This window comes from Curtobacterium sp. MCSS17_015, assembly GCF_003234265.2.
Classification (GTDB): domain Bacteria; phylum Actinomycetota; class Actinomycetes; order Actinomycetales; family Microbacteriaceae; genus Curtobacterium.
This window is the reverse complement of the sequence record NZ_CP126256.1, coordinates 433,555-452,603: the sequence shown is the minus strand read 5'-3', so window position 1 is coordinate 452,603 and position 19,049 is coordinate 433,555. Positions and strand designations below refer to the sequence as shown.

Genomic DNA, 19,049 nt, shown 5'->3' with positions numbered 1-19,049 from the left:
ATGGTGCCTTTCAGTGCTTGCGCAAGAACCGGTCGAAGACCTCGACGGTTCCCTGTGGGTTCTCGATCTGGGGGCCGTGCCAGCTCTCCGGGATGACGACGTACTCGGCGCCGGTGTCCTCGGCCATGGTCCGCTGCCACGGGATCGGCCAAGCGCCGTCCCACTCCCCGTGCGTGACGAGGACGGGGAGCCCGGTGGCGCGGAGTTCGGCGGATGCGTCGGTGTGGTCCTCGAGGATGTGCCCGCCGGCGACGACGCTCAAGGGGCTCGTCGCGTTGAAGCGGTCGCGGACCATCCGGACGTCGTCGGGCAGTTCCTCGTCGGGCCGGTACGCCCAGAGCGGGTTCGTCGAGTCGAAGAGCTGCCGGAGGTCGCCGCCGGTGTCGTGCAGGATCGTCAGCTCGGCGACCTTGCGGTAGGGCCAGCCGTACGGCCCGGAGCAGAACTGCACGACGTCACGGAAGGCGCTCGGGTCCTGGATCGCGGCGGCGCGGACGATCACGCCGCCGAGCGAGTGCCCGACCAGGTGCACGGGAGCGCCGCCGTCGAGCAGCCGGGCGACGCGGACGACGTCGGCCGCTTCCTCGTCGAGGGCGTAGTCGCGGGGCTCGGTGGGCGCGGCGGAGTCGGCCTGCCCGCGCCGGCTGATCGCGACCGCGGTCCAGCCGGCGTCCCGGAGGAGCGGCATGAACGTGCGCCAGTCCTCCTTCGAGCCGGTGTACCCGGGGACGATGAGCACGACGCCCTTGCTCGGCCCCGTCGGGACGACGCGGTAGGCGGTGAGCCGGCCGACGGGCAGGTCGATGCCGACGACGTCGACGCCCTCGGGTGTCGGCAGGTGGCCGAACGGCGGGACGGTGGGGAACGCGTGCAGGTTGGTCATGAGGCCAGTCTGCGGCGGGGGTTGGGCACGGCGTCCAGCAGCGCCACCGTGTACTCGTCCTGCGGGTGCTGCAGCACGTCGGCCGTCCGGCCTCGCTCGACCACGGCGCCCTCGTGGAGCACCATGATGTCGTCCGTGATGAGCCGGGCGCTCAGCAGGTCGTGCGTGATGTAGAGGAGCGAGACGCCCCACTGCTCGCGCAGGTCCTCGAGGAGCGCGAGCACCCCGGCGCGGAGCGTCACGTCGAGCATCGAGACCGGTTCGTCGGCGATGATCACCTGCGGGTCGCTCGCGAGCGCCCGGGCGATCACCACGCGCTGCCGCTGCCCGCCGGAGAGCTGGTGCGGGAGCTTCTGCGCGAACTGCTCCACGGGCGTGAGGCCCACCGTCTCGAGGAGTTCGAGCACGCGACGCCGGGCATCGCGACCGCGGAGCCCGGTGTAGTTCACGACCGGACGGGTGAGCGTGTACTCGACCGTGTGCAGCGGGTTGAGCGCCGAGTACGGGTCCTGGAACACCATCTGCACCTCGGAGCGCAGGTCACGCATGCCTCGGCGGCCGAGCTTCGCCACGTCGAGGTCGCCGAACCGGACGGTGCCGGAGCTCGGCTTCTCGACGCCGGTGAGCAGCTTCGCGATGGTCGACTTGCCGGAGCCGGACTGGCCGACCAGGGCCAGGGACTGCCCCGGTTCGAGCGTGAAGGAGACGTCGCGGACCGCCCGGACCGGGTCCTCACCACGACGGGGCGGGGCGTAGGTCTTCACGAGGTGGTCGACGACGATCGGGTTCCTCGCCGCGCTGCGCTCGCGGGTGCCGACCGTGGCGTGGGAGGTCGTGGCCTCCTGCCGCTTCTCGCCGTGTTCGGCGCGGAGCGAGCGGTCCGGGAAGCCCGGGAGGCTCACGACCGAAGCGCGGGGGTCGGCGTAGTGCGACAGGAGCATCTGCGTGTACGGGTCCTGCGGGTCGCGGAGGATCTCGCGGGAGCCGCCGTCCTCGACGATCCGGCCCTCGTGCATGACGAGGACGCGCTCGGTGGCCTCGAGCACGATGCCGAGGTCGTGGCTGATGAGCACCGCTGTGAAGCCCTCGGCTCGCTGCAGCTCGATGATCGTGTCCATCACCGCGTGCTGCACGAGGACGTCGAGCGCCGTGGTCGGCTCGTCGAACACCATGAGCTGCGGCTCGAGCGAGAGTGCCAGGGCGATGGAGACGCGCTGCCGCATGCCGCCGGAGAGCTCCCCGGGGAACCGGGCGAGCATCGAGGTCGGCAGCTTCACCTTCTCGATGAGCTCCTTCATCCGGGCGTCCCAGCGGTCGCGCGACACGTGGCCGTGCGCCGTGAAGACGTCGATGAAGTGGTTGCGGATCGTCCGCACCGGGTTGAGCGCGTTCATGCCGGACTGCAGGACCATCGCGAAGCCGCCCTGGCGCTGCTGACGCAGGGCTTCCTCGTCGAGGTCGCGGATGTCCTTGCCTGCGAAGACGATGCTGCCGCCGTTCGTGCGTGCCGGGGGCTTCTGCAGCCGGGTCAGCGCGTAGCCGAGCGTCGACTTGCCGGACCCGGACTCGCCGACCAGGCCCACGAACTCGCCCTTCCGCAGCGAGAAGGACACGTGGTCGACCGCCTGGACGGCGGTCTGCCCCGACGACTCGTAGACGACCGACAGGTCGCGGACGTCGAGCAGGACGGATGCGTCGCCCTGGTCGTGACGGGCGTCGGACTGGAGGCCCGCGGCGGCGCCGGTGCGCGCCTCCAGGCCGTCTGCCGGTTGCGTTTCTGGCAAGCCGCTCATGCGGTCTTCTCCTTACGGGGCCGCGCGCCCTCGCGCAGCCGCGGGTTGGACACGGCGTCGACGCCGAAGTTGATGAGGGTGAGGCTCATCGCGAGGAGGGCGATGCAGAGGCCCGGGGCGAACAGCAGGATCCACTGGCCGGTGAGCAGCGCGTTGGAGTTCTGCGCCCAGTAGAGGATCGTGCCCCAGCTGACGATCGAGGAGTCGCCGAGGCCGAGGAACTCGAGGCCCGCCTCGGCGAGGATCGCGCTCGTCGCGGCACCGAAGAAGCTGCCGACGATGAGGCTGGTCATGTTCGGCAGGATCTCGCGGAAGACGATGCGGGTCGCGCCGTCACCGGAGAACTGGGCGGCGGTGACGAAGTCCCGGCCGCGCAGCGACTGCGTCTGCGAGCGGAGCACGCGAGCGCCCCATGCCCAACCGGTCACGACGATGACCGCGATGATCACCGCGATGCCGCCGTTCTGCAGGTAGGCGGCGATGACGATCATCAGGGGCAGACCCGGGATGACGAGGAACAGGTTCACGATGAACCCGATGACCTCGGCGATCCAGCCGCGGACGTAGCCCCAGCTGAGGCCGATCGCGACGGCGACGAGCGTGGACAGGATGCCCGCGACCGCGCCGACCATGACCGAGATGCGGGCGCCGTGGATGATCTGGGACAGGACGTCCTCGCCGGCGGCGGTGGTGCCCATCCAGTGGTCGGGGGTCGCGTCGGCGGAGCGGGCGAAGCCGTTCTGGCTGGCACCGTACGGGGCCAGGAGCGGCGCGAAGACGGCGACGAACACGAAGACGCCGAGGATGACGATGCCGGTCCGGGCCTTCCCGTTCGACCAGACGACGCCGAACTGGCGGGCGGCGGCACGCCACTTGGACGGTGCCTGCTGTTCCGGGGCGTCTTGTGTGCGTACTGCGACTGTGCTCATCGGCGCGTCCTCGGGTCCAGGACGCCGTACATGACGTCCACGATGAAGTTGGCGATGAGCACCGACACGGTGATCATCAGGAAGAGGGCCTGCATGAGCGGGTAGTCCTGCCCGATGACGGCGTTGAACAGCAGGTAGCCGATGCCCGGGTAGCCGAAGACCTGCTCGACCAGCACGGAACCGCCGACCACGCCACCGAGCGCCAGACCGAAGCCGGTCAGGTTCGGCAGGATCGCGTTGCGGGCCGCGTAGCGGACGGCCACGGTGCGTCCGCGCAGGCCGTTGGCCTCGGCGAAGGTCACGTAGTCGTCACCGAGGGTGTTGATCATCGCGTTGCGCATGCCGATGATCCAGCCGCCGAGGCTCGTCACCAGGATCGTGACCGCCGGCAGCACCGCGTGCTGCAGTGCGTCGCCGAAGAACGCACCGTTCAGGCCCGGCGTCGTCGTCGCCGAGTAGGCGCCCGTGGTCGGGAACCAGTGCAGCACGTAGCCGAGGAAGAACAGCAGGAGCAGCGCGGTCCAGAAGTACGGGAACGTCGACATGAACGACCCCGACAGGGTGGGGAGCGAGTCGAGCCAGGTGCCGCGCTTCCACGCCGCCGCGACACCGATCAGGGTGCCGAGCACGAACGCCAGGACCGTGACGACCCCGACCAGGATCAGCGTGTACGGCAGGGCCTTCGACACGAGGTCGCCGACGGGCTGCGGGTAGAACGTGTAGCTCGTGCCGAAGTCGAGGGTGATGACCTGGTGCAGGTAGCTGACGTACTGGTCCCAGAGGTTGCCGGTCGGCACCCCGAGCTGGGCCTCGATGGCTCTCTTGGTGGCGTCGGTGACCGGACCGTTCTGGCTGAGCTTCGCGAGTGCGGCGTCGGCCGGGCTGCCGGGCATCAGGCGCGGGAGCACGAAGTTCAGCGTGACCGCGGCCCAGAGGGTCAGGACGAAGAGGACGAGTTTCTGGAGGACGTACTTCACTTCTGGTCCTCCTGCTGCGCGGCGTCCTGTTCCTGCAGGATCTGCTTGCCGGCGGCGCTGTCGCGGAGCCGGAGCTTGGTGAAGATGAGCAGCGGTGCCGAGTCGTAGTTCTGCGGTGCCATGTAGGGGTCCTTCGCGCTCGGCCAGCCGACGAACTTGCCGGTGTTGAACAGACCCCAGAGCCCGCCGTGGTACATGCCGATGACGGGGAGTTCGTCGTAGACGGTCTGCTGCAACTGGTCGAGGATCTCCTGCTGCTTCGCGGTGTCCGTCGTCGCCTTGTACTCGTCGAGGAGCTTCTGGGTGTCGGCGTTCTTGTACCGCTCGTAGTTGTTGACCGTCGACTTGCCGACGGGCTGGTAGAACTCGCTGCTGAGCAGGGAGTTGTACGCCTGGTAGACGTCGCCGTTGCCCATGCCGCCCATCGCCATGTCGAACGTGCCGTTGTTGATGTTCTGCTGGTACCCGGCGGGCTGCGGCGCCTGGATCGTCACCTTGATGCCGATGGCCGTCAGTTCGCGGCGGACCTCCTGTGCGGCGCGGAGCCAGTCGGAGTAGCCGTTCGCGGTCATGATCGTGATGGCGAGCTGTTCGCCGTCCTTGACGACCTTGCCGCCCTGCACGGTGTAGCCGGACTTCTCGAGGCTGGCGAGCGCCGCCTTCGTGTCCTGCGCGATCATGCCCTGGTCGGGGATGTCCGGGTTGCGGTAGCGCTCCTGGTTCGGCAGGATCAGGCCGGTCTGGCTCGCCGCCGACAGGTTGCCCTCGGACGCGGTCTCGGCGATGGCGTCGCGGTCCAGCGCGAGCGAGATGCCCCGGCGGACGTTGACGTCGTTGTACGGCGCCTTCGTGAGGTTCGGGATGAGGCCGATCACGCCGCCGGCCGGGAACCACCACTCGTTCGTCTTCGACGCGGCACCCCAGGTGCCCTTCACGTCGGAGATGAACGAGTACGCCCAGTCGTAGCCGCGGGTGACGGTGTCGAGCTGCGTGTTCGTCGCCGGCAGGATGAGGTGCTCGATGGCGATCTCGTCGGCCTGCCAGTACTTCGGGTTCTTGTCCATCGAGTACTGCTGGTCGGTGTAGTTGCCGAGGACGAACGGCCCCGTGCCGACCGGGTTCGGGTCGCGCCAGGTCGTCGGGTCCTCCACGCCGCCCCAGTGGTCCTCGCCGAGGATGTACGTCTGCCCGATGATCGTCAGGCTCGGGACGTCCTCGCTCTTGAGGTGGAAGACGACGTGGTCACCGTCCTGCTCGATGCGCTCGATGTGCTGCCAGGCGCCCTTGACGTCCATGGCGGGGAACTCCTTGAGCAGGTCGAAGGTGAAGACGACGTCCTTCGCGCTGAACGGCGACCCGTCGGACCACTCGACACCCGAGCGGATCGTCATGTCGATGGTCTTCGCGTCGGGCTGGCTCCACGCGCTGGCGAGCCACGGGTTGCGCTTGCCGTCGAGGGGATTCACCTCGATGAGGGGCTCGTACATCCACTTGGAGGCCGTGCGGGCGTTCGCGATGTACGGGTTGAAGTTGCGGTCGAACAGCGGGTTGCCGCGGTCCGCGTTGATGAGCATCGTGTCCTTGCCGATGGTGGGATCGGGTTCGGAGCGGACCTGGATGCTGCAGCCGGTGGCCACGAGGGCCACGACGGCGAGCCCGGCGATCGCTGCGACGATGCGGCCACTGCGGGATCGGGCGCTGCGAGCACGAGGGTCGCGGGCGGCTGGCTCGCGCGTGCGCTGTGGGGGAAGCGTCATTGCTCGGTCGACCTCCGTGTCGAGTGGGTACTCGTTCAATGTATGCGCTTACATAGCGAAGCGCAACCGGCGGGCGTCGACACGCAGGGCGCACCGCTCCGCGCCTGGTCCGGCCCGTCAGAGCGACGGCGGGCAGCTCTCCCGCAACAGCACCTCGACCGGCAGGCGGACGGCCCGCGGTGGCCCGTCGCGGTGGTCGAGACGGTCGACGATCGCCCGGACCGCCGCTCGCCCCAGGTCCCCCATCGGCTGGTGCACCGTGGTCAGTCGCGGAGCGGAGAACCGTCCCGCGTCGATGCCGTCGAACCCCGTCACGACCACGTCGTCCGGCACCCGCAGCCCGCGGGACAGGACGGCGTCCAGGACCCCGAGCGCCGACTGGTCGTTCGAGCAGACGACGGCCCGGGGCACCCGCTCGTCGAGCAGCGTCCGCGCGAGCTCCCGCGCCCGCACCCGGCCGAAGTCACCGTGCACCGTCCGCACCGCATCCGGCGCGAGCCCGTGGTCCTCGAGTGCCCGGCGGAACCCGGCGGCGCGCTCCTGGTCGTCCGGCGAGTCGACCGGTCCGGCGACGTAGGCGATCGACCGGATGCCGAGCCGCCCGATGACGTGCGCCGCGAGCGTGCGCATCCCGGCGGCGTTGTCGACGCTGATCGAGTCGAAGCCCCGCGACCGCCGGTCGTCCGCGAGCACCACCACGGGGATGCGACGGGCGACGTGCTCGAGCAGCTCGTCCGGGACGGTCTGCGCCAGGACCGCCAGGCCGTCCACCCGCCCGGCGACGTCGTTCACGATGACGTCGCGGGACGGTCCCCGACCGGCCGCCACCATGAGCGCCAGCCCACGCTGCCACGCCTCGGTCTCCGCGCCGCGCAGCACCTCGTCGAAGTACAGGTTGGAGGACGTCGGGTGGGTCACGTGCCGTCGGTCGTCGACGACACGCACGCCGCCGTCCGTCACGACGTCCGGTCGTTCGTCGGGCACGACGTCGAAGCCCGGCAGCAGGAGTCCCACCACCCCGGTCCGGCGTCCGGCCAGGGCACGCGCGTTCCCCGATGGCACGTACCCGAGGGAACGGATCGCCGCCTGCACGCGGTCACGGGTGCCCTCTCGGACGGCGTCCGGTGTCCGGAGGACGCGGGAGACGGTCGCGATCGACACACCGGCAGCCGAGGCGACGTCGTAGACCGTGGGAGGTGCGCTGTGCTGCGGTTCCACGCCGGTCCTCCCCTCGCGATCGGAGCCCCGGACGGCCCGCCCGACGACGCCGACCATCCTAAGCACGCCCCTTCCTGCACAGGTGCCGGAAGGGTCTTGCGGACGGGCGCGGGCAGGACGACACTGGCCCGACCATCCGGAGAAAGGACGATCAGATGTCACAGTCGACTCCGTCCGGGCGCAGGGACGCGCACCGGCTCTCCCACGACGAGGCCGAGGTCCAGGAGGCCCTCCTCGACCACGACGGCGACGCGCACCTGTCCTGGGTGACGGCCCAGTTCGACGGGACGGAGGAACGTCCGCTCGTCGAGTAGCGGCACGAGGGCGCCCGCAGGGCGAGACCGCTCAGGCCCCGCCTGACGCCACGCTCACTCCGGCTCCGGCCCCGGCCCGGGCGTCGGCGTCGGTTCCGCCGGCCAGCAGGTCCGGTGCGCCGACGATGGCCATGCCGGCCCCGCGGAGTCGACGCCGCTCCTGGGCGATGAACCCCAGCAGACGGTCGTTGGTGCCCGCGACGTGCGCGGCGACCAGGTCCGCCGCACGGTCGGCGTCACCGCGCTGCACGGCGTCGAGGATGTCGCTGTGCTCCTGCCAGGCGGCGTCGCGGGCCTCCGGCGTGCGGACCTCGATCCACCGCGTGCGCTCGAGCCGCGTCAGGGCGTCGGCGACGGCGTCCGTGATGAAGCGGTTGCCGCCGAGTGCGGCGAGGTCGAGGTGGAACGTGGACCCCATCCGGATGCCGGCCTGTCGGTCCGGGGTCGGGCGGAGCGCGTCGAGGTGCGACCGGACCGCGGCGATCGCGTCCGGCTGCGCTCGGGCGACGGCGAGCCGGGCCGCGGCGGGCTCGAGCACGCCGCGGAGTTCGGCGAGCGAGGCGATCTCGTCGAGGTCGATCGGGGTGACCGTCCAGGAGCGGCCCTCGTGCAGGATGAGTCCCTCACGCTCGAGCCGCGACAGCGCCGCACGGACCGGGGTGCGCGAGGCGTGGAATCGCGCTTCGAGCCCGCGCTCCGAGATGCGTTCCCCCGGTGCGATGTCGAGCGTCAGGATCGCGGCTCGGAGGTTGTCGTAGAGCTGGGCCGTCTGCGACACGGGTGCTGCGTCGGTCGGTTCGGTCACGGGCATCCAGCGTAGTGCCGTCCGACGCGTGTTGGTATACCGTTCCGGTACACCAGCCGAGTCGAGACGGGGAGCGCGTGGTCCGGACGCCAGCACGAGCGTGGCGGATGCTCTCGCTCGGCGTCGCCGCGCAGGCCGCCGGGACGCTCGTCGTCACCGCACCGGCGCTGCTCATCCCGCACCTGCACGGCGCGGGCATGTCCCTCGCGCAGGCCGGGCTGTTCGCAGCGGCACCCACGGCGGGCATGGTGCTGACGCTCATCGCGTGGGGCGCGGTGACCGACCGGATCGGGGAACGGGTCGTCATCGCGGGTGGCCTGGTGCTCACCACGCTCGCGGTCGCCGGCGCGTGGCTCGCGGCCGGTGACCCGGTGCTCCTCGGGCTCGCGTTCCTGGCTGCGGGGATGACGAGCGCCTCGACGAACGCGGCGAGCGGTCGTGTCGTCGTGGGCTGGTTCCCGAGGGAGCGGCGGGGCCTGGCGATGGGCATCCGGCAGATGTCGCAGCCGCTCGGGGTGACCCTCGCGGCGGTCACCGTGCCCCTGCTCGCCGAGACGTCCGGCATCCGCGCGGCTCTGGTGCTGCCGTTGCTGCTCTGCGCTCTGCTCGCCGCGCTCTCCGTCGTCGGGATCGTCGACCCGCCGCGGCCGCCGGCGGTGCTGGCGGCCGTGACGAGCACGGCGGGAGCAGGGACGGCCACGGCGAACCCCTACCGGTCGGACGGGTTCCTGTGGCGGATCCACGCGGTGTCCGTGTTGCTCGTCGTACCGCAGTTCACGCTGTCGACCTACGGCCTGGTCTGGCTCGTCACGCTCGGCTGGTCGACGTCCGCCGCGGGCCTCCTGGTCGGTGCGGCACAGTTCGTCGGCGCCGTCGGTCGGATCCTGGTCGGGCTCTGGAGCGACCGCGTCGGTTCCCGCGTCGGTCCGCTGCGGGTGGTCGCGGTGTCGGCCGCGGTGGTGATGGTGGTCCTCGCGCTCGTCGACGTCACGCACCTGCCCGCCGCCGCCGTGGTCCTCGTCGTGGCGACGAGCGTCACGGTCGCAGACAACGGCCTCGCGTACACGTCCGTCGCCGAAGCCGCCGGTCCGTTCTGGTCCGGACGCGCACTCGGGGCGCAGAACACCGGGCAGTTCATCGCGGCGAGCGCCGTCGGTCCGGGCGTCGGTGCCCTGGTGGGCCTGGTCGGCTTCGCGGGGTCGTTCCTCCTCGTCGCCGCCCTGCCGGTGCTCGCCCTGCCGCTCGTGCCGCGGACGGACCGCTCGCACGACTGAGCGCGCCCACCCGGCCCGCTCGCCGGCAACGGGACGGACGGGAGGCCCGTGGCAGTGCCGCCACGGGCCTCCCGTCCGTCGGTCGCGCCGGATCAGGTGCCCGGGATCTCCGGGCCGGTCCGCCAGCGGAGGAGGGCCGCGGTCGGTGCTCCGCCGGGGAGCGCCGCCGTGTTGGCGTAGACGACCTCGGCGTCGGTGAGGAGCGCCGCGCGGACCAGGCCGACAGCGGCCGGGACGGGCCCGAGCACCGTGGCCCCGAGCGCCTGCTCGGGTGCGGTCGCGATCCACGGCGCGGCGTCGAGCGCGAGCACGGTGCGGTCCTCGAAGCCGGCCGGGTCGAGGACGACGATCGACGGCTGCGCTTGCTGCAGGGCCTCGACGACCGGGCCGAGGCCGGAGGCGACCTCACCGTCGCCGCGTCCCTCGTGGGTGCGGAGGAGGTCCTCGACGTCGTGCCGGCGCTGCGCCACCACCCGGGCGAGGGCGATGTCGACGTGCTCGCGCACACCGTCCTCCGAGGCGTCGGACGCCCGCGGGTCGATCGGCACCTCGGAGAGCAGGGGCGCGGTGGCCTTCGTCTTCGACAGCTCGGTGATGAGCAGCTGCCGGGCGCGGATGTCGCCGGCGACGACGATGAGCCGCGGGGAGAGGCGGTCGACCGCGTCCTGCACCGCGGCGGCGACCTCGGACTCGTTCTGCCGCCAGAGTTCCTCGGTGTGGTGCTGCCAGCGCAGGTGCGCCCAACCGCCGCCCTGGAACTTGTGGAGGGTGTCGGTGCGTCCCTGCACCTCCTGTTCGTCGCGCTGCTCCGGGTGGTCGGCGTGGCCGAGGCGGTAGGCCCGGTACCCGCCGCCGCCGCGACCGACCTCGACCACGAGGAACGGCACGTCGAGCGGGCGGTGTGCCAGGAGCGGCACGAGGTCCGGCACCGCTCCGTGGCCGACGCTCTCCGGGCCGTGCATGTGACCCGGGAGGACCTCGCTGAGCACGAGTTCCCCGTCGTGGACGAGCACGTACCGGCTGACCGGCGCGGGGACCCCGGGGGTCTCCTCGAGCTCGGCCATCACGGTGTCGACGACGTCCGCGTCGGCGCCGGCGGCACGGAGGGCGTCCTCGGCCTTCCGGCGCTGCAGGGCGGCCAGGTGCTGGGGGTCCTCACGGTCACCGGAGGCGTCGACGTAGGCCCAGGCCCACGTGCCGCCGGCCGCGAGTCGGGCGCCGAGCGCCCGGCCGTCCTCGGTGGTCTCATTCTGCGTGATCGGCATCGTCGCTTCCTGTCGTCGCGGTGGTCAGGTCGGGGGTGCTCGGGGTGGCGTCCGGGACGGCCGCGTTCGACGCGGTGACGTCGGCCGTGCCGTCGTCCGCCCCGGCGGTCGAGGTCGAGTAGACGGTCGCGTCGGCACCGTCCCCGCTGCCGTCCGGCTGCTCGGCGGCGACGCCGTCCGGGTCGTCGGCGGCGTCGACGTCCGTCGTGTCGTCGACGAGTCCGCCCTCGAGGTCACCGTCGTAGCCGGACGCCTGGACGGTCTCGGCGGGGTCGGTGTCGTCCGGCATCGGTTCGGACTGCCGGAACTCCTCGACGTGGGCGTTGCTGCCGTGTCCCTGGACGATGCTCTGCGCTTCGTGCGCGAGCTGGTCGTCGAGCTCCGGGTTGTGGGTGGTGTTCCCGCGTTCGCTCATCGTTGCTCCTCTCGTGGGCATCCCACGGTCCGCGACCGCGCCTGATCCCGTTCGCAGGTCCCGCGCGGGGCGGCCGGGCCGTTGATCCGATCGTCTGCGAGAGTTGGGCCAGCGCACCACCGGCGGCGTGCTCGTCCCGGTCATCCCGCTCGTGGTCGCTCCCATCGTCCTGCAGCGCTCCGGCGCGGAGGGCCTCACGGAAGGACCGGTCCGCAGTTGACCTCTGCCGCACTCGACGACCTGCACTCGACCACGCCGGGATCGGCGACACGACTGGCACCGCGCGCCTGGTTGCACACGGACGCACCGTCCCTGTCGCTCGCCGGCGAGTGGGACTTCCGCTGGTCGCCCGTCGCCGACGCCCCGGGGTTCGACGACCCGGACGGCTGGGGCACGCTCCCGGTGCCGTCACACTGGGTCCTCCACGGACACGGCGCGCCGAGCTACACGAACGTCCAGTACCCGTTCCCCGTCGACGCGCCGCACCCGCCGGACGAGAACCCGACCGGCGACCACCGCCGGACGTTCACGCTACCGGATGCGTTCGACACGGCGGCACGGGTGCTGCTCCGGTTCGACGGGGTGGAGTCGCACTTCCGGGTGTGGGTGAACGGCTCGCTCGTCGGATGGTCGACCGGCTCACGACTGGCCACCGAGTTCGACGTGACCGCGTTCCTGCGGCCCGGCTCGAACGAGCTCCTGCTCCGGGTGCACCAGTGGTCGGCGGCCTCGTACCTCGAGGACCAGGACCAGTGGTGGCTGCCCGGCATCTTCCGCGACGTCACCCTGCTCGCACGTCCGGCCGCGTCGATCGACGACGTGTTCGTCCGCGCCGGCTGGACCGCGACGCTCGGGGACGCTGCCTCCGCCGGGTCCGCTGCGTCGGGCCGCCCGTCGACCGGGACCGGCACGATCGCGGTGCCGACCCTCGACGCGGTGTTCCCGGTGCGCCTGGCCGTGCCGGAACTCGGTGTCGACGTGACCTGGGGCTCCGTCGACGACGTCGCCCCGATCACCGTCGAGGGCGTCGAACCGTGGAGCGCCGAACTCCCCCGGCTGTACGACGCGACCCTGGCCTCGGGCAGCGAGGGCAGCAGCAGCAGCGACGGCGAGACCGTGTCGCTCCGTCTGGGCTTCCGGACCGTGCAGATCGTCGGCGACCGGTTCCTGGTCAACGGGGAGCGCGTCGTGTTCCACGGCGTGAACCGGCACGAGACGCACCCCGTCCGCGGCCGGGTGTTCGACGAAGCCCACGCCCGCGCGGACCTGGCGCTGATGAAGCGGTCGAACGTCAACGCCATCCGCACCTCGCACTACCCGCCGCACCCGCGGGTGCTCGACCTGGCGGACGAACTCGGCTTCTGGGTCGTCCTGGAGTGCGACCTCGAGACGCACGGGTTCGAGTTCCAGGGCTGGGTCGGCAACCCCTCCGACGACCCGGCGTGGGAGGACGCGTACCTCGACCGCATCGCCCGCACCGTCGAACGGGACAAGAACCACCCGTCGATCGTGATGTGGTCGCTCGGCAACGAGTCCGGCACGGGGCGGAACCTCGCCGCGATGTCGCAGTGGGTGCACGCCCGCGACGTCGAACGCCCCGTGCACTACGAGGGCGACCACACGGGCGCGTACACCGACGTGTACTCGCGGATGTACCCGACGCTGCAGGAGACCGGGTCGATCGGCGGCGGTCCGGCCACGCCCCTGCTCGGCTGCGGGCCTGCCGAGGCCGCTCGCCAGCGGTCGAAGCCGTTCATCCACTGCGAGTACGTGCACGCGATGGGCAACGGCCCCGGTCAGATCGCCGAGTACGAGGCCCTGGTCGACCGGTACCCGCGCCTGCACGGCGGCTTCGTGTGGGAGTGGCGCGACCACGGGCTCCTCGCCCACACCGCCGACGGCACCCCGTACTACGCGTACGGCGGCGACTTCCACGAGGTCGTGCACGACGGCAACTTCGTGATGGACGGCCTCGTCCTGCCGGACGACACCCCGACGCCCGGACTCGCCGAGTTCGCGGCCGTCGTCGCGCCGGTGCGGCTGTCCGTCTCCCCGCTCGGAGGCGGCACGGTCGCGGGCGGGGGCACCGTCCTGGTCGAGAACCGGTACCACTCCGCCTCGACCGCGGGCCTGCGGTTCGTGTGGACGCTGTCGCGGAACGGCGTCGTCGAGGCGTCCGGGAGGCTCACCCCCGGTGTCGTCGCAGCGCGCGAGTCCACCACGGTGCCGGTCCCGGCGGAGGTTCTCGCGGCAGCACGGGCGGACCAGAGCCCCCTCCCCCCGGGCGACGAGCTGTGGCTCGAGGTCGTGGCGGAGCTCGCCGGGCCGACGTCGTGGGTGGACACCGGCCACGTCGTGGCACGCACCCAGACGCTCGTGGCGAGCGCACCGGCGGCGGCGCCCCGGGCCTCCACGGCCGGCTGGGACGGCGACCGCCTCGGGGACGCGACGTTCACCGCCCGCGGCGACCTCGCCTCCTTCAAGGGGCACGCCGTCGCCGGCCCTCGACTCGAACTGTGGCGCGCACCGACGGACAACGACCGCGGCGCCTCGCAGGGCGGGTACGAGACCGCCGACCCGGTGCTGACGCACGGCGTCGGCGACCCCACGGCCCCCTCGTCGGCGTCCCGGTGGGAGGCCCGTGGGCTCGACCGTCTGACGCACCGGCTCGTCTCGGTGGAGCGCACCGACGACGGCCTCGTGCAGCGCGTCCGCGTCGCGGCGGCGAACAGCGCGGCCGGTGTGGAGGTCGTGCACCGGTGGACGCTGACCGACGCCGGCCTGCTGCTGCGCACCGACGCCGTGCCGTTCGGCGGCTGGGACGTGACCTGGCCACGCATCGGTGTGCGGATCGACCTACCGGCGGAGCTGCTGTCCGAGACCGCGTCGTGGTTCGGTACCGGGCCGGACGAGTCGTACGCCGACTCGTCGCACGCCGCTCGGGTCGGACGCTTCGAGGCCCCTGTGTCAGCGCTGACCACGCGCTACTCGATGCCGCAGGAGACCGGGCACCGGCCGGGGCTCCGCACGCTGAGCGTCGGGCCGGTCACGGTGACGACGGTGCCGGACCCGGCGTCGGGACACCGCGCCGGGTTCACCCTGACGCCGTGGACCGCGCAGCAGGTCGGGCGTGCCGGGCACCCGCACGAGTTGCCGACGCCGGACGCGCTGTACCTGTACCTCGACGACGCGCAGCACGGCCTCGGGAGCCGGGCGTGCGGGCTCGACGTCCTGCCGGAGCACCAGCTCTGGTCGAGTGCCCGGAGCTGGAGCGTGCTGCTGGCGTAGGGCCGACGGCAGGGCGTGCCCGTCACGCCCCGCCGCGGGAGTCGCGCCCAGTCCCGACAGGGTGCGATGTCCGTGCGGGGGCGCGATCCTGAGCCCGACGCCCGCGCCGCGGGTCAGCCGCGCGCGATGGCGTCGGCGGCGGCGGGGTCCGCGCCGTCGAGGAACTGCGTCAGGCGCTCGGGTTCGCCGGGCTCGTCGATCGCCTCGGCCGCGCGGCGCAGGGCGAACAGGGACCGCAGGACGCCCTGGTTCGGCTCGTGCGACCACGGCACCGGCCCGGCACCGCGCCACCCCGCCTTGCGGAGCGCGTCGAGACCGCGGTGGTAGCCGACCCGGGCGTACGCGTAGGACTCGAGCGTGGCGCCCCGCTCCCAGGCCTCGTCGGCGAGCAGCGCCCACGCCAGGCTCGACGACGGGTGCGACACCACCACCGCGGAGACGGGTGCGTTCGACCGGAGGAGCGCGTCCACCTCGGGCTCGGCGGGCAGCAGGGTCTCGGGGTTCGTCGAGGGGTTCGGGAGCAGGTTGTCCGGCATGCCCGCCACGCTACTTGAGCGGCCTGCCTACTTCAGCGGGTCGTGGCCCCAGTTCATGAGCGAGTACCGCCACTTGGTGTCGGTGACGTCGCCTGAGGGGCGCTGCTCCGAGTGCCGGGCGACGTAGCCGACGACCTTGCGCATGTGTGCGTGGTCCTCGTCGGTGAGGTCGCCCTGCTTCTTGCCGAGGATCGCCACGATGTGCCGACCGGACTCGTGCCCGGTCGACTCGGTCGCGCCGTCCTTCTTCTGTCCGACGGACTTCGACTCGTCGGTGTCCAGCCACTTCTCGAGCTGTGACGCGGTCATGTTCACCGCGTCGTGGAAGTCGTCCCGCGTCTGCTTCTCGTCGTCAGCCATGCCGGACATCTTGCGCGCTGCCCCTGCGCGGCCGTCCGGCCTGCCGTACCCCGTCGTGTGCTCAGCGCCGCCGCGACGGCCGGATCGAGAGCATCTCGACGGTGCCACGCTCCGGCAGGTCGACCACCGTGCGGACGGCGGCGGCGACGTCCTCGGGAGCCAGGTAGTAGTCGGTGTCGTACTCCTCGCCGAGCTTCTCGGTGAGGGCCCGCTGCATGTCCGAGTCGGTGCGGCCCGGGTGCACGCTCGACACCCGCACGCCGTTCGCCCGTTCCTCGTCGCGCAGGGCGTCGGTGAAGGCACGGAGCGCGAACTTCGAGGCCGCGTAGACACCACCCCCGGGGCCGGCCGTGAAGCCGGCGCCGCTGTTGATCGTCACGACGAGCCCGCGGGCCGCACGGAGGCCGGGCATCGCCACACGGGTCAGCTCGGCGACCGCGAAGACGTTGGTGGCGAAGACGGCCTCCCAGGTGTCCCGCGGGGTGTCGGCGATGCGCGTGCCCTGCTCGACGCCGGCGGAGTGCACGAGCACGTCGATCCAGCTCGGCACGGCGGGCACGTCTCCGGCGCCGAGGTCGCCGACGAACGGCTCCGCGCTCGGCAGCTCCGCCACGACGGCGGCGACCACGTCGGCGTCCCGGCCGCCGACGAGCACGTGGTGCGTCCGCCCCAGGTCGGCGGCGATCGCACGGCCGATGCCGCGGGTCGCGCCGGTGACGAGCGCGACCGGCCGGTCGCTGGCAGGTGCGGAGACGAGGACGGGAGGCTCGGTGTCGGTCACGCAGGCAAGCCTACGGAACCGTCACCGAGCCTCCCGGGCAGGACGCGCTCGCGCGCCGTGCTCACTCGTCCTTGGTCTCGCCGGCGCTCTGCCGGATGCGGATGCCCTGCAGGACGTCCTCGGCGCGCTTCTCGTCCTGCTTCTCGGTCTGGCGGGTGTCGCGCTCGGGGAGCTGGATGTCCTCCTCCGCCTTGATGCCGGCCTGGAGTTCACGGCCGCGCTCGATCTCGGCGTCGAACTCGGCACCGAACAGCAGCGCGTTGTTCGTGATCCAGATCCACAGCAGGAAGACGATCACACCACCGAGGGAGCCGTACGTGGCGTTGTAGTTCGAGAAGTTCCCGACGTAGAACCCGAAGCCGACGCTCGCGATGATCCAGATGAGGAGCGCGAGGATCGAGCCACCGCCGACCCAGGTGAACTTCGGCTGCCGGACGTTCGGCGACCAGTAGTAGAGCACCGCCACGATGACGATCGCGATGACGAGCAGGATCGGCCACTGCACGATCGACAGCACGGTCACCGCCACGTCCCCGAGACCGATGACGTCACCGAAGCTGCGGGCGAGCGGTCCGGACACGAGGGTGAGCAGACCGACGACGAGCAGGACGACCGTGGTCACGGTGACGCCGAGCATGGTCGGACGGAGCTTCCAGATCGGACGTCCCTCGCGGACGTTGTAGATGCGGTTCATCGCGCGGCCGAACGCGCCGACGTAGCCGGAGGCCGACCAGAGCGCGCCGAGGATACCGACGATGAACGTGACCGGGGCGGCGGGCGACCGGACGAGGCCCTCGACCGGGTCACGGAGGAGGTCTGCGACGTCCTTCGACCCGACGTTGCCGATGATCTGCAGCAGGGTGTCGATGGTCTTCGACGGGTCGCCGAACAGACCGAGGATCGACACCACCGCCAGCAGACCCGGGAAGAGCGCGAGGACGGAGTAGTACGTCAGGCCCGCCGCGAGGTCGGTGCACTGGTCGGCGGTGAACTCGCGGAGGGTCTTCTTCAGTGTGTAGAAGACCGTCGGCTTCTTGAGGTCGGTGGGTGAGTCCGGCTTGCGCGGGTCGTTCGCTGCCGGCTTCTGTGATTCCTTCGCCATGGTCAGCCCTTCGCCGCCTTCTTGATCCGCTTGATCGACTTCCCGGTCCGCGCGGCGTCCTTCTTCCGACGCTTCTCAGCCGCCTTGCGCTCCTGGTACACCGGGTTGCCCGTCGGGTCCTTGCGCGCGAAGAGCGGGACGCCCTTCGACTTGCCGTCCTTGCCGACCTTGACCGGCTTGAACACCGGCACGGGCGCCGGCTCGCGGAGGGCGGCGAGACGACCGGCGGGGGTGTTCCGGATGCGGATGCCGACGACGACCGCGGCGATGCCGGCCGCAGCGGTCATCGCGACGGCGACGAGGGGCGTCGGATCACGGTGCCAGCGCTGCTTGGTCTTCGCGACGGCCAGGCGGGTGCGCGCGGGCACGTCCGCCTTCTGCCGGATGCGGTCCACCGTCTCGGTGATCCGCTCCCGGGTCCGCACGTTCGCGAGCTCGAGCTCGGGGAGGGAGTCGTTGGGCATGCACCCTGAGTACACGCTCCGGACCGAGAGCACTCGCGGAACGCGCTGCGGTGGAACCGGGTCGGTGCGACCACGGCAGCGGCGCAGCGCTCGTCCGCCCGGCAAGGCGTCCAGCAGTGTCGGCCTAGCGTGCCCGTCATGCTGTTCCGGGACGTCGCCGAGGGCATCCACCGCCTCGAGCTCGCACACACCAACACCTACCTGGTCGAGACCGGGGACCGACTGCTCGTCGTCGACGCCGGGCTGCCCGCGGTCTGGCCGCACCTGCAGCTCGCCGTGCACGACCTCGGGTACTCCCCCGACCGGGTCGAGGCCCTGCTGCTCACGCACGGGCACTTCGACCACGTGGGCACCGCGGCCCGGATGCACCGGGAATGGGGCACACCGGTGTACGTGCACCCGGGCGACCGCGACCTGGCCGCGCACCCCTACTCGTACCGACCGGCGGTGAACCGGTTCGGCTTCGTCCTCACCCACCCCGGCGGGCTGCGGCCCCTCGGCCGGATGCTCCTGGCCGGAGCGGCGACGGTCGACGGGATCGACGAGGTCGAGACCATGGAGTCCCGCGCCGACACCCCGGGCAACCCGTGGATCATCGAGACACCCGGGCACACGGACGGACACGTGGCGCTGCACTTCGCGGACCGCGACGCCGTGGTCGTCGGCGACGCCCTGGTCACTCTCGACCCCTACACCGGCGGGATCGGTCCGCGGATCGTCGCCCCGGCGGCCACTGCCGACGTCGACACCGCCGTGGCGTCGCTCGACCTGCTCGTGGACACCGAGGCGCAGCACGTCCTGCCCGGCCACGGTCCGTCGTGGTCCCGCGGGGTCCGGGCAGCGGTGAGCCAGGCGCGGCGGGTGGCCGGCGCGGCCTGACCCCCGTCG

The 19,049-nt window shown here is 71.9% G+C and carries 18 protein-coding genes; 4 read left to right on the top strand and 14 right to left on the bottom strand.

What is annotated here, in order from left to right; genetic code table 11:
- Positions 1-10: 10 nt before the first annotated feature.
- From DEJ18_RS02165 to DEJ18_RS02140, 6 genes are all read right to left on the bottom strand, one after another.
- Positions 11-883: an alpha/beta fold hydrolase gene (locus tag DEJ18_RS02165; protein WP_111209375.1), complete on the bottom strand. Its 873-nt coding sequence runs from the start codon at positions 881-883 to the stop codon at positions 11-13.
- Positions 880-2,676, bottom strand: coding sequence for an ABC transporter ATP-binding protein (locus DEJ18_RS02160; RefSeq protein WP_111209374.1), 1,797 nt, complete (start codon positions 2,674-2,676; stop codon positions 880-882). Before DEJ18_RS02160 ends, DEJ18_RS02165 begins: the two co-directional genes overlap by 4 nt.
- Positions 2,673-3,605, bottom strand: a complete 933-nt coding sequence (locus tag DEJ18_RS02155) for an ABC transporter permease (protein ID WP_111209373.1) — start codon at positions 3,603-3,605, stop codon at positions 2,673-2,675. The genes DEJ18_RS02160 and DEJ18_RS02155 overlap by 4 nt, the downstream gene beginning before the upstream one ends.
- A complete protein-coding gene (locus DEJ18_RS02150) occupies positions 3,602-4,582 on the bottom strand; it encodes an ABC transporter permease (protein ID WP_111209372.1) in 981 nt (326 codons plus the stop codon). The genes DEJ18_RS02155 and DEJ18_RS02150 overlap by 4 nt, the downstream gene beginning before the upstream one ends.
- Positions 4,579-6,339 carry an ABC transporter substrate-binding protein gene (locus DEJ18_RS02145; RefSeq protein ID WP_258376822.1) on the bottom strand — a complete coding sequence of 587 codons (1,761 nt, stop codon included), beginning with the start codon at positions 6,337-6,339 and terminating at the stop codon, positions 4,579-4,581. The genes DEJ18_RS02150 and DEJ18_RS02145 overlap by 4 nt, the downstream gene beginning before the upstream one ends.
- Before the next feature lie 117 nt (positions 6,340-6,456).
- The gene (locus DEJ18_RS02140; RefSeq protein WP_258376821.1) at positions 6,457-7,557 is read right to left on the bottom strand and encodes a LacI family DNA-binding transcriptional regulator; all 1,101 of its coding nucleotides are present in this window, start codon (positions 7,555-7,557) and stop codon (positions 6,457-6,459) included.
- 155 nt (positions 7,558-7,712) lie between these two features.
- On the opposite strand from DEJ18_RS02140, the gene DEJ18_RS02135 reads away from it, so the two are divergent.
- Positions 7,713-7,871: a hypothetical protein gene (locus DEJ18_RS02135; protein ID WP_181434098.1), complete on the top strand. Its 159-nt coding sequence runs from the start codon at positions 7,713-7,715 to the stop codon at positions 7,869-7,871.
- Positions 7,872-7,902: 31 nt separating this feature from the next.
- Here DEJ18_RS02135 and DEJ18_RS02130 read toward each other — a convergent pair whose 3' ends face one another.
- On the bottom strand, positions 7,903-8,676 hold the full coding sequence (locus tag DEJ18_RS02130; protein ID WP_258371167.1) for a GntR family transcriptional regulator: 774 nt from the start codon (positions 8,674-8,676) through the stop codon (positions 7,903-7,905).
- A 107-nt stretch (positions 8,677-8,783) separates the two neighbouring features.
- On the opposite strand from DEJ18_RS02130, the gene DEJ18_RS02125 reads away from it, so the two are divergent.
- Positions 8,784-9,950, top strand: a complete 1,167-nt coding sequence (locus DEJ18_RS02125) for an MFS transporter (RefSeq protein WP_111209370.1) — start codon at positions 8,784-8,786, stop codon at positions 9,948-9,950.
- A 92-nt stretch (positions 9,951-10,042) separates the two neighbouring features.
- On the opposite strand, the gene DEJ18_RS02120 is transcribed toward DEJ18_RS02125, so the two are convergent.
- Together DEJ18_RS02120 and DEJ18_RS02115 are read right to left on the bottom strand one after the other, a co-directional pair.
- On the bottom strand, positions 10,043-11,215 hold the full coding sequence (locus DEJ18_RS02120) for a baeRF2 domain-containing protein (RefSeq protein WP_111209369.1): 1,173 nt from the start codon (positions 11,213-11,215) through the stop codon (positions 10,043-10,045).
- Positions 11,196-11,630 (bottom strand): hypothetical protein, encoded by a 435-nt coding sequence (locus tag DEJ18_RS02115; RefSeq protein ID WP_111209368.1) that lies wholly within the window; start codon positions 11,628-11,630, stop codon positions 11,196-11,198. The genes DEJ18_RS02120 and DEJ18_RS02115 overlap by 20 nt, the downstream gene beginning before the upstream one ends.
- A gap of 216 nt (positions 11,631-11,846) precedes the next feature.
- On the opposite strand from DEJ18_RS02115, the gene DEJ18_RS02110 reads away from it, so the two are divergent.
- Positions 11,847-14,918: a glycoside hydrolase family 2 TIM barrel-domain containing protein gene (locus DEJ18_RS02110; RefSeq protein ID WP_111209367.1), complete on the top strand. Its 3,072-nt coding sequence runs from the start codon at positions 11,847-11,849 to the stop codon at positions 14,916-14,918.
- A gap of 113 nt (positions 14,919-15,031) precedes the next feature.
- Here the strand turns inward: DEJ18_RS02110 and DEJ18_RS02105 are convergent, their stop codons facing one another.
- From DEJ18_RS02105 to DEJ18_RS02085, 5 genes are all read right to left on the bottom strand, one after another.
- Positions 15,032-15,454 carry a DUF3151 domain-containing protein gene (locus DEJ18_RS02105; RefSeq protein ID WP_111209695.1) on the bottom strand — a complete coding sequence of 141 codons (423 nt, stop codon included), beginning with the start codon at positions 15,452-15,454 and terminating at the stop codon, positions 15,032-15,034.
- Between the two features lie 27 nt (positions 15,455-15,481).
- Positions 15,482-15,814, bottom strand: coding sequence for a DUF3140 domain-containing protein (locus tag DEJ18_RS02100; protein ID WP_111209694.1), 333 nt, complete (start codon positions 15,812-15,814; stop codon positions 15,482-15,484).
- A gap of 61 nt (positions 15,815-15,875) precedes the next feature.
- Entirely contained in the window at positions 15,876-16,595 is a 720-nt protein-coding gene (locus DEJ18_RS02095) for an SDR family oxidoreductase (protein WP_111081921.1), read from the bottom strand.
- 61 nt (positions 16,596-16,656) lie between these two features.
- Positions 16,657-17,697: a YihY/virulence factor BrkB family protein gene (locus DEJ18_RS02090; protein WP_111081920.1), complete on the bottom strand. Its 1,041-nt coding sequence runs from the start codon at positions 17,695-17,697 to the stop codon at positions 16,657-16,659.
- Positions 17,698-17,699: 2 nt separating this feature from the next.
- On the bottom strand, positions 17,700-18,161 hold the full coding sequence (locus tag DEJ18_RS02085) for a hypothetical protein (protein WP_111209366.1): 462 nt from the start codon (positions 18,159-18,161) through the stop codon (positions 17,700-17,702).
- 138 nt (positions 18,162-18,299) lie between these two features.
- On the opposite strand from DEJ18_RS02085, the gene DEJ18_RS02080 reads away from it, so the two are divergent.
- Positions 18,300-19,040 carry an MBL fold metallo-hydrolase gene (locus DEJ18_RS02080; protein WP_111081952.1) on the top strand — a complete coding sequence of 247 codons (741 nt, stop codon included), beginning with the start codon at positions 18,300-18,302 and terminating at the stop codon, positions 19,038-19,040.
- Positions 19,041-19,049 lie beyond the last annotated feature (9 nt).

Excerpts from the sequence above, each read along its gene's own strand:
- DEJ18_RS02165 (WP_111209375.1), bottom strand. The coding sequence starts at position 883 with ATGACCAACCTGCACGCGTTCCCCACCGTCCCGCCGTTCGGCCACCTG.
- DEJ18_RS02160 (WP_111209374.1), bottom strand. The coding sequence starts at position 2,676 with ATGAGCGGCTTGCCAGAAACGCAACCGGCAGACGGCCTGGAGGCGCGC.
- DEJ18_RS02155 (WP_111209373.1), bottom strand. The coding sequence starts at position 3,605 with ATGAGCACAGTCGCAGTACGCACACAAGACGCCCCGGAACAGCAGGCA.
- DEJ18_RS02145 (WP_258376822.1), bottom strand. The coding sequence starts at position 6,339 with ATGACGCTTCCCCCACAGCGCACGCGCGAGCCAGCCGCCCGCGACCCT.
- DEJ18_RS02135 (WP_181434098.1), top strand. The coding sequence starts at position 7,713 with ATGTCACAGTCGACTCCGTCCGGGCGCAGGGACGCGCACCGGCTCTCC.
- DEJ18_RS02125 (WP_111209370.1), top strand. The coding sequence starts at position 8,784 with ATGCTCTCGCTCGGCGTCGCCGCGCAGGCCGCCGGGACGCTCGTCGTC.
- DEJ18_RS02120 (WP_111209369.1), bottom strand. The coding sequence starts at position 11,215 with ATGCCGATCACGCAGAATGAGACCACCGAGGACGGCCGGGCGCTCGGC.
- DEJ18_RS02115 (WP_111209368.1), bottom strand. The coding sequence starts at position 11,630 with ATGAGCGAACGCGGGAACACCACCCACAACCCGGAGCTCGACGACCAG.
- DEJ18_RS02105 (WP_111209695.1), bottom strand. The coding sequence starts at position 15,454 with ATGCCGGACAACCTGCTCCCGAACCCCTCGACGAACCCCGAGACCCTG.
- DEJ18_RS02100 (WP_111209694.1), bottom strand. The coding sequence starts at position 15,814 with ATGGCTGACGACGAGAAGCAGACGCGGGACGACTTCCACGACGCGGTG.
- DEJ18_RS02090 (WP_111081920.1), bottom strand. The coding sequence starts at position 17,697 with ATGGCGAAGGAATCACAGAAGCCGGCAGCGAACGACCCGCGCAAGCCG.
- DEJ18_RS02085 (WP_111209366.1), bottom strand. The coding sequence starts at position 18,161 with ATGCCCAACGACTCCCTCCCCGAGCTCGAGCTCGCGAACGTGCGGACC.
- DEJ18_RS02080 (WP_111081952.1), top strand. The coding sequence starts at position 18,300 with ATGCTGTTCCGGGACGTCGCCGAGGGCATCCACCGCCTCGAGCTCGCA.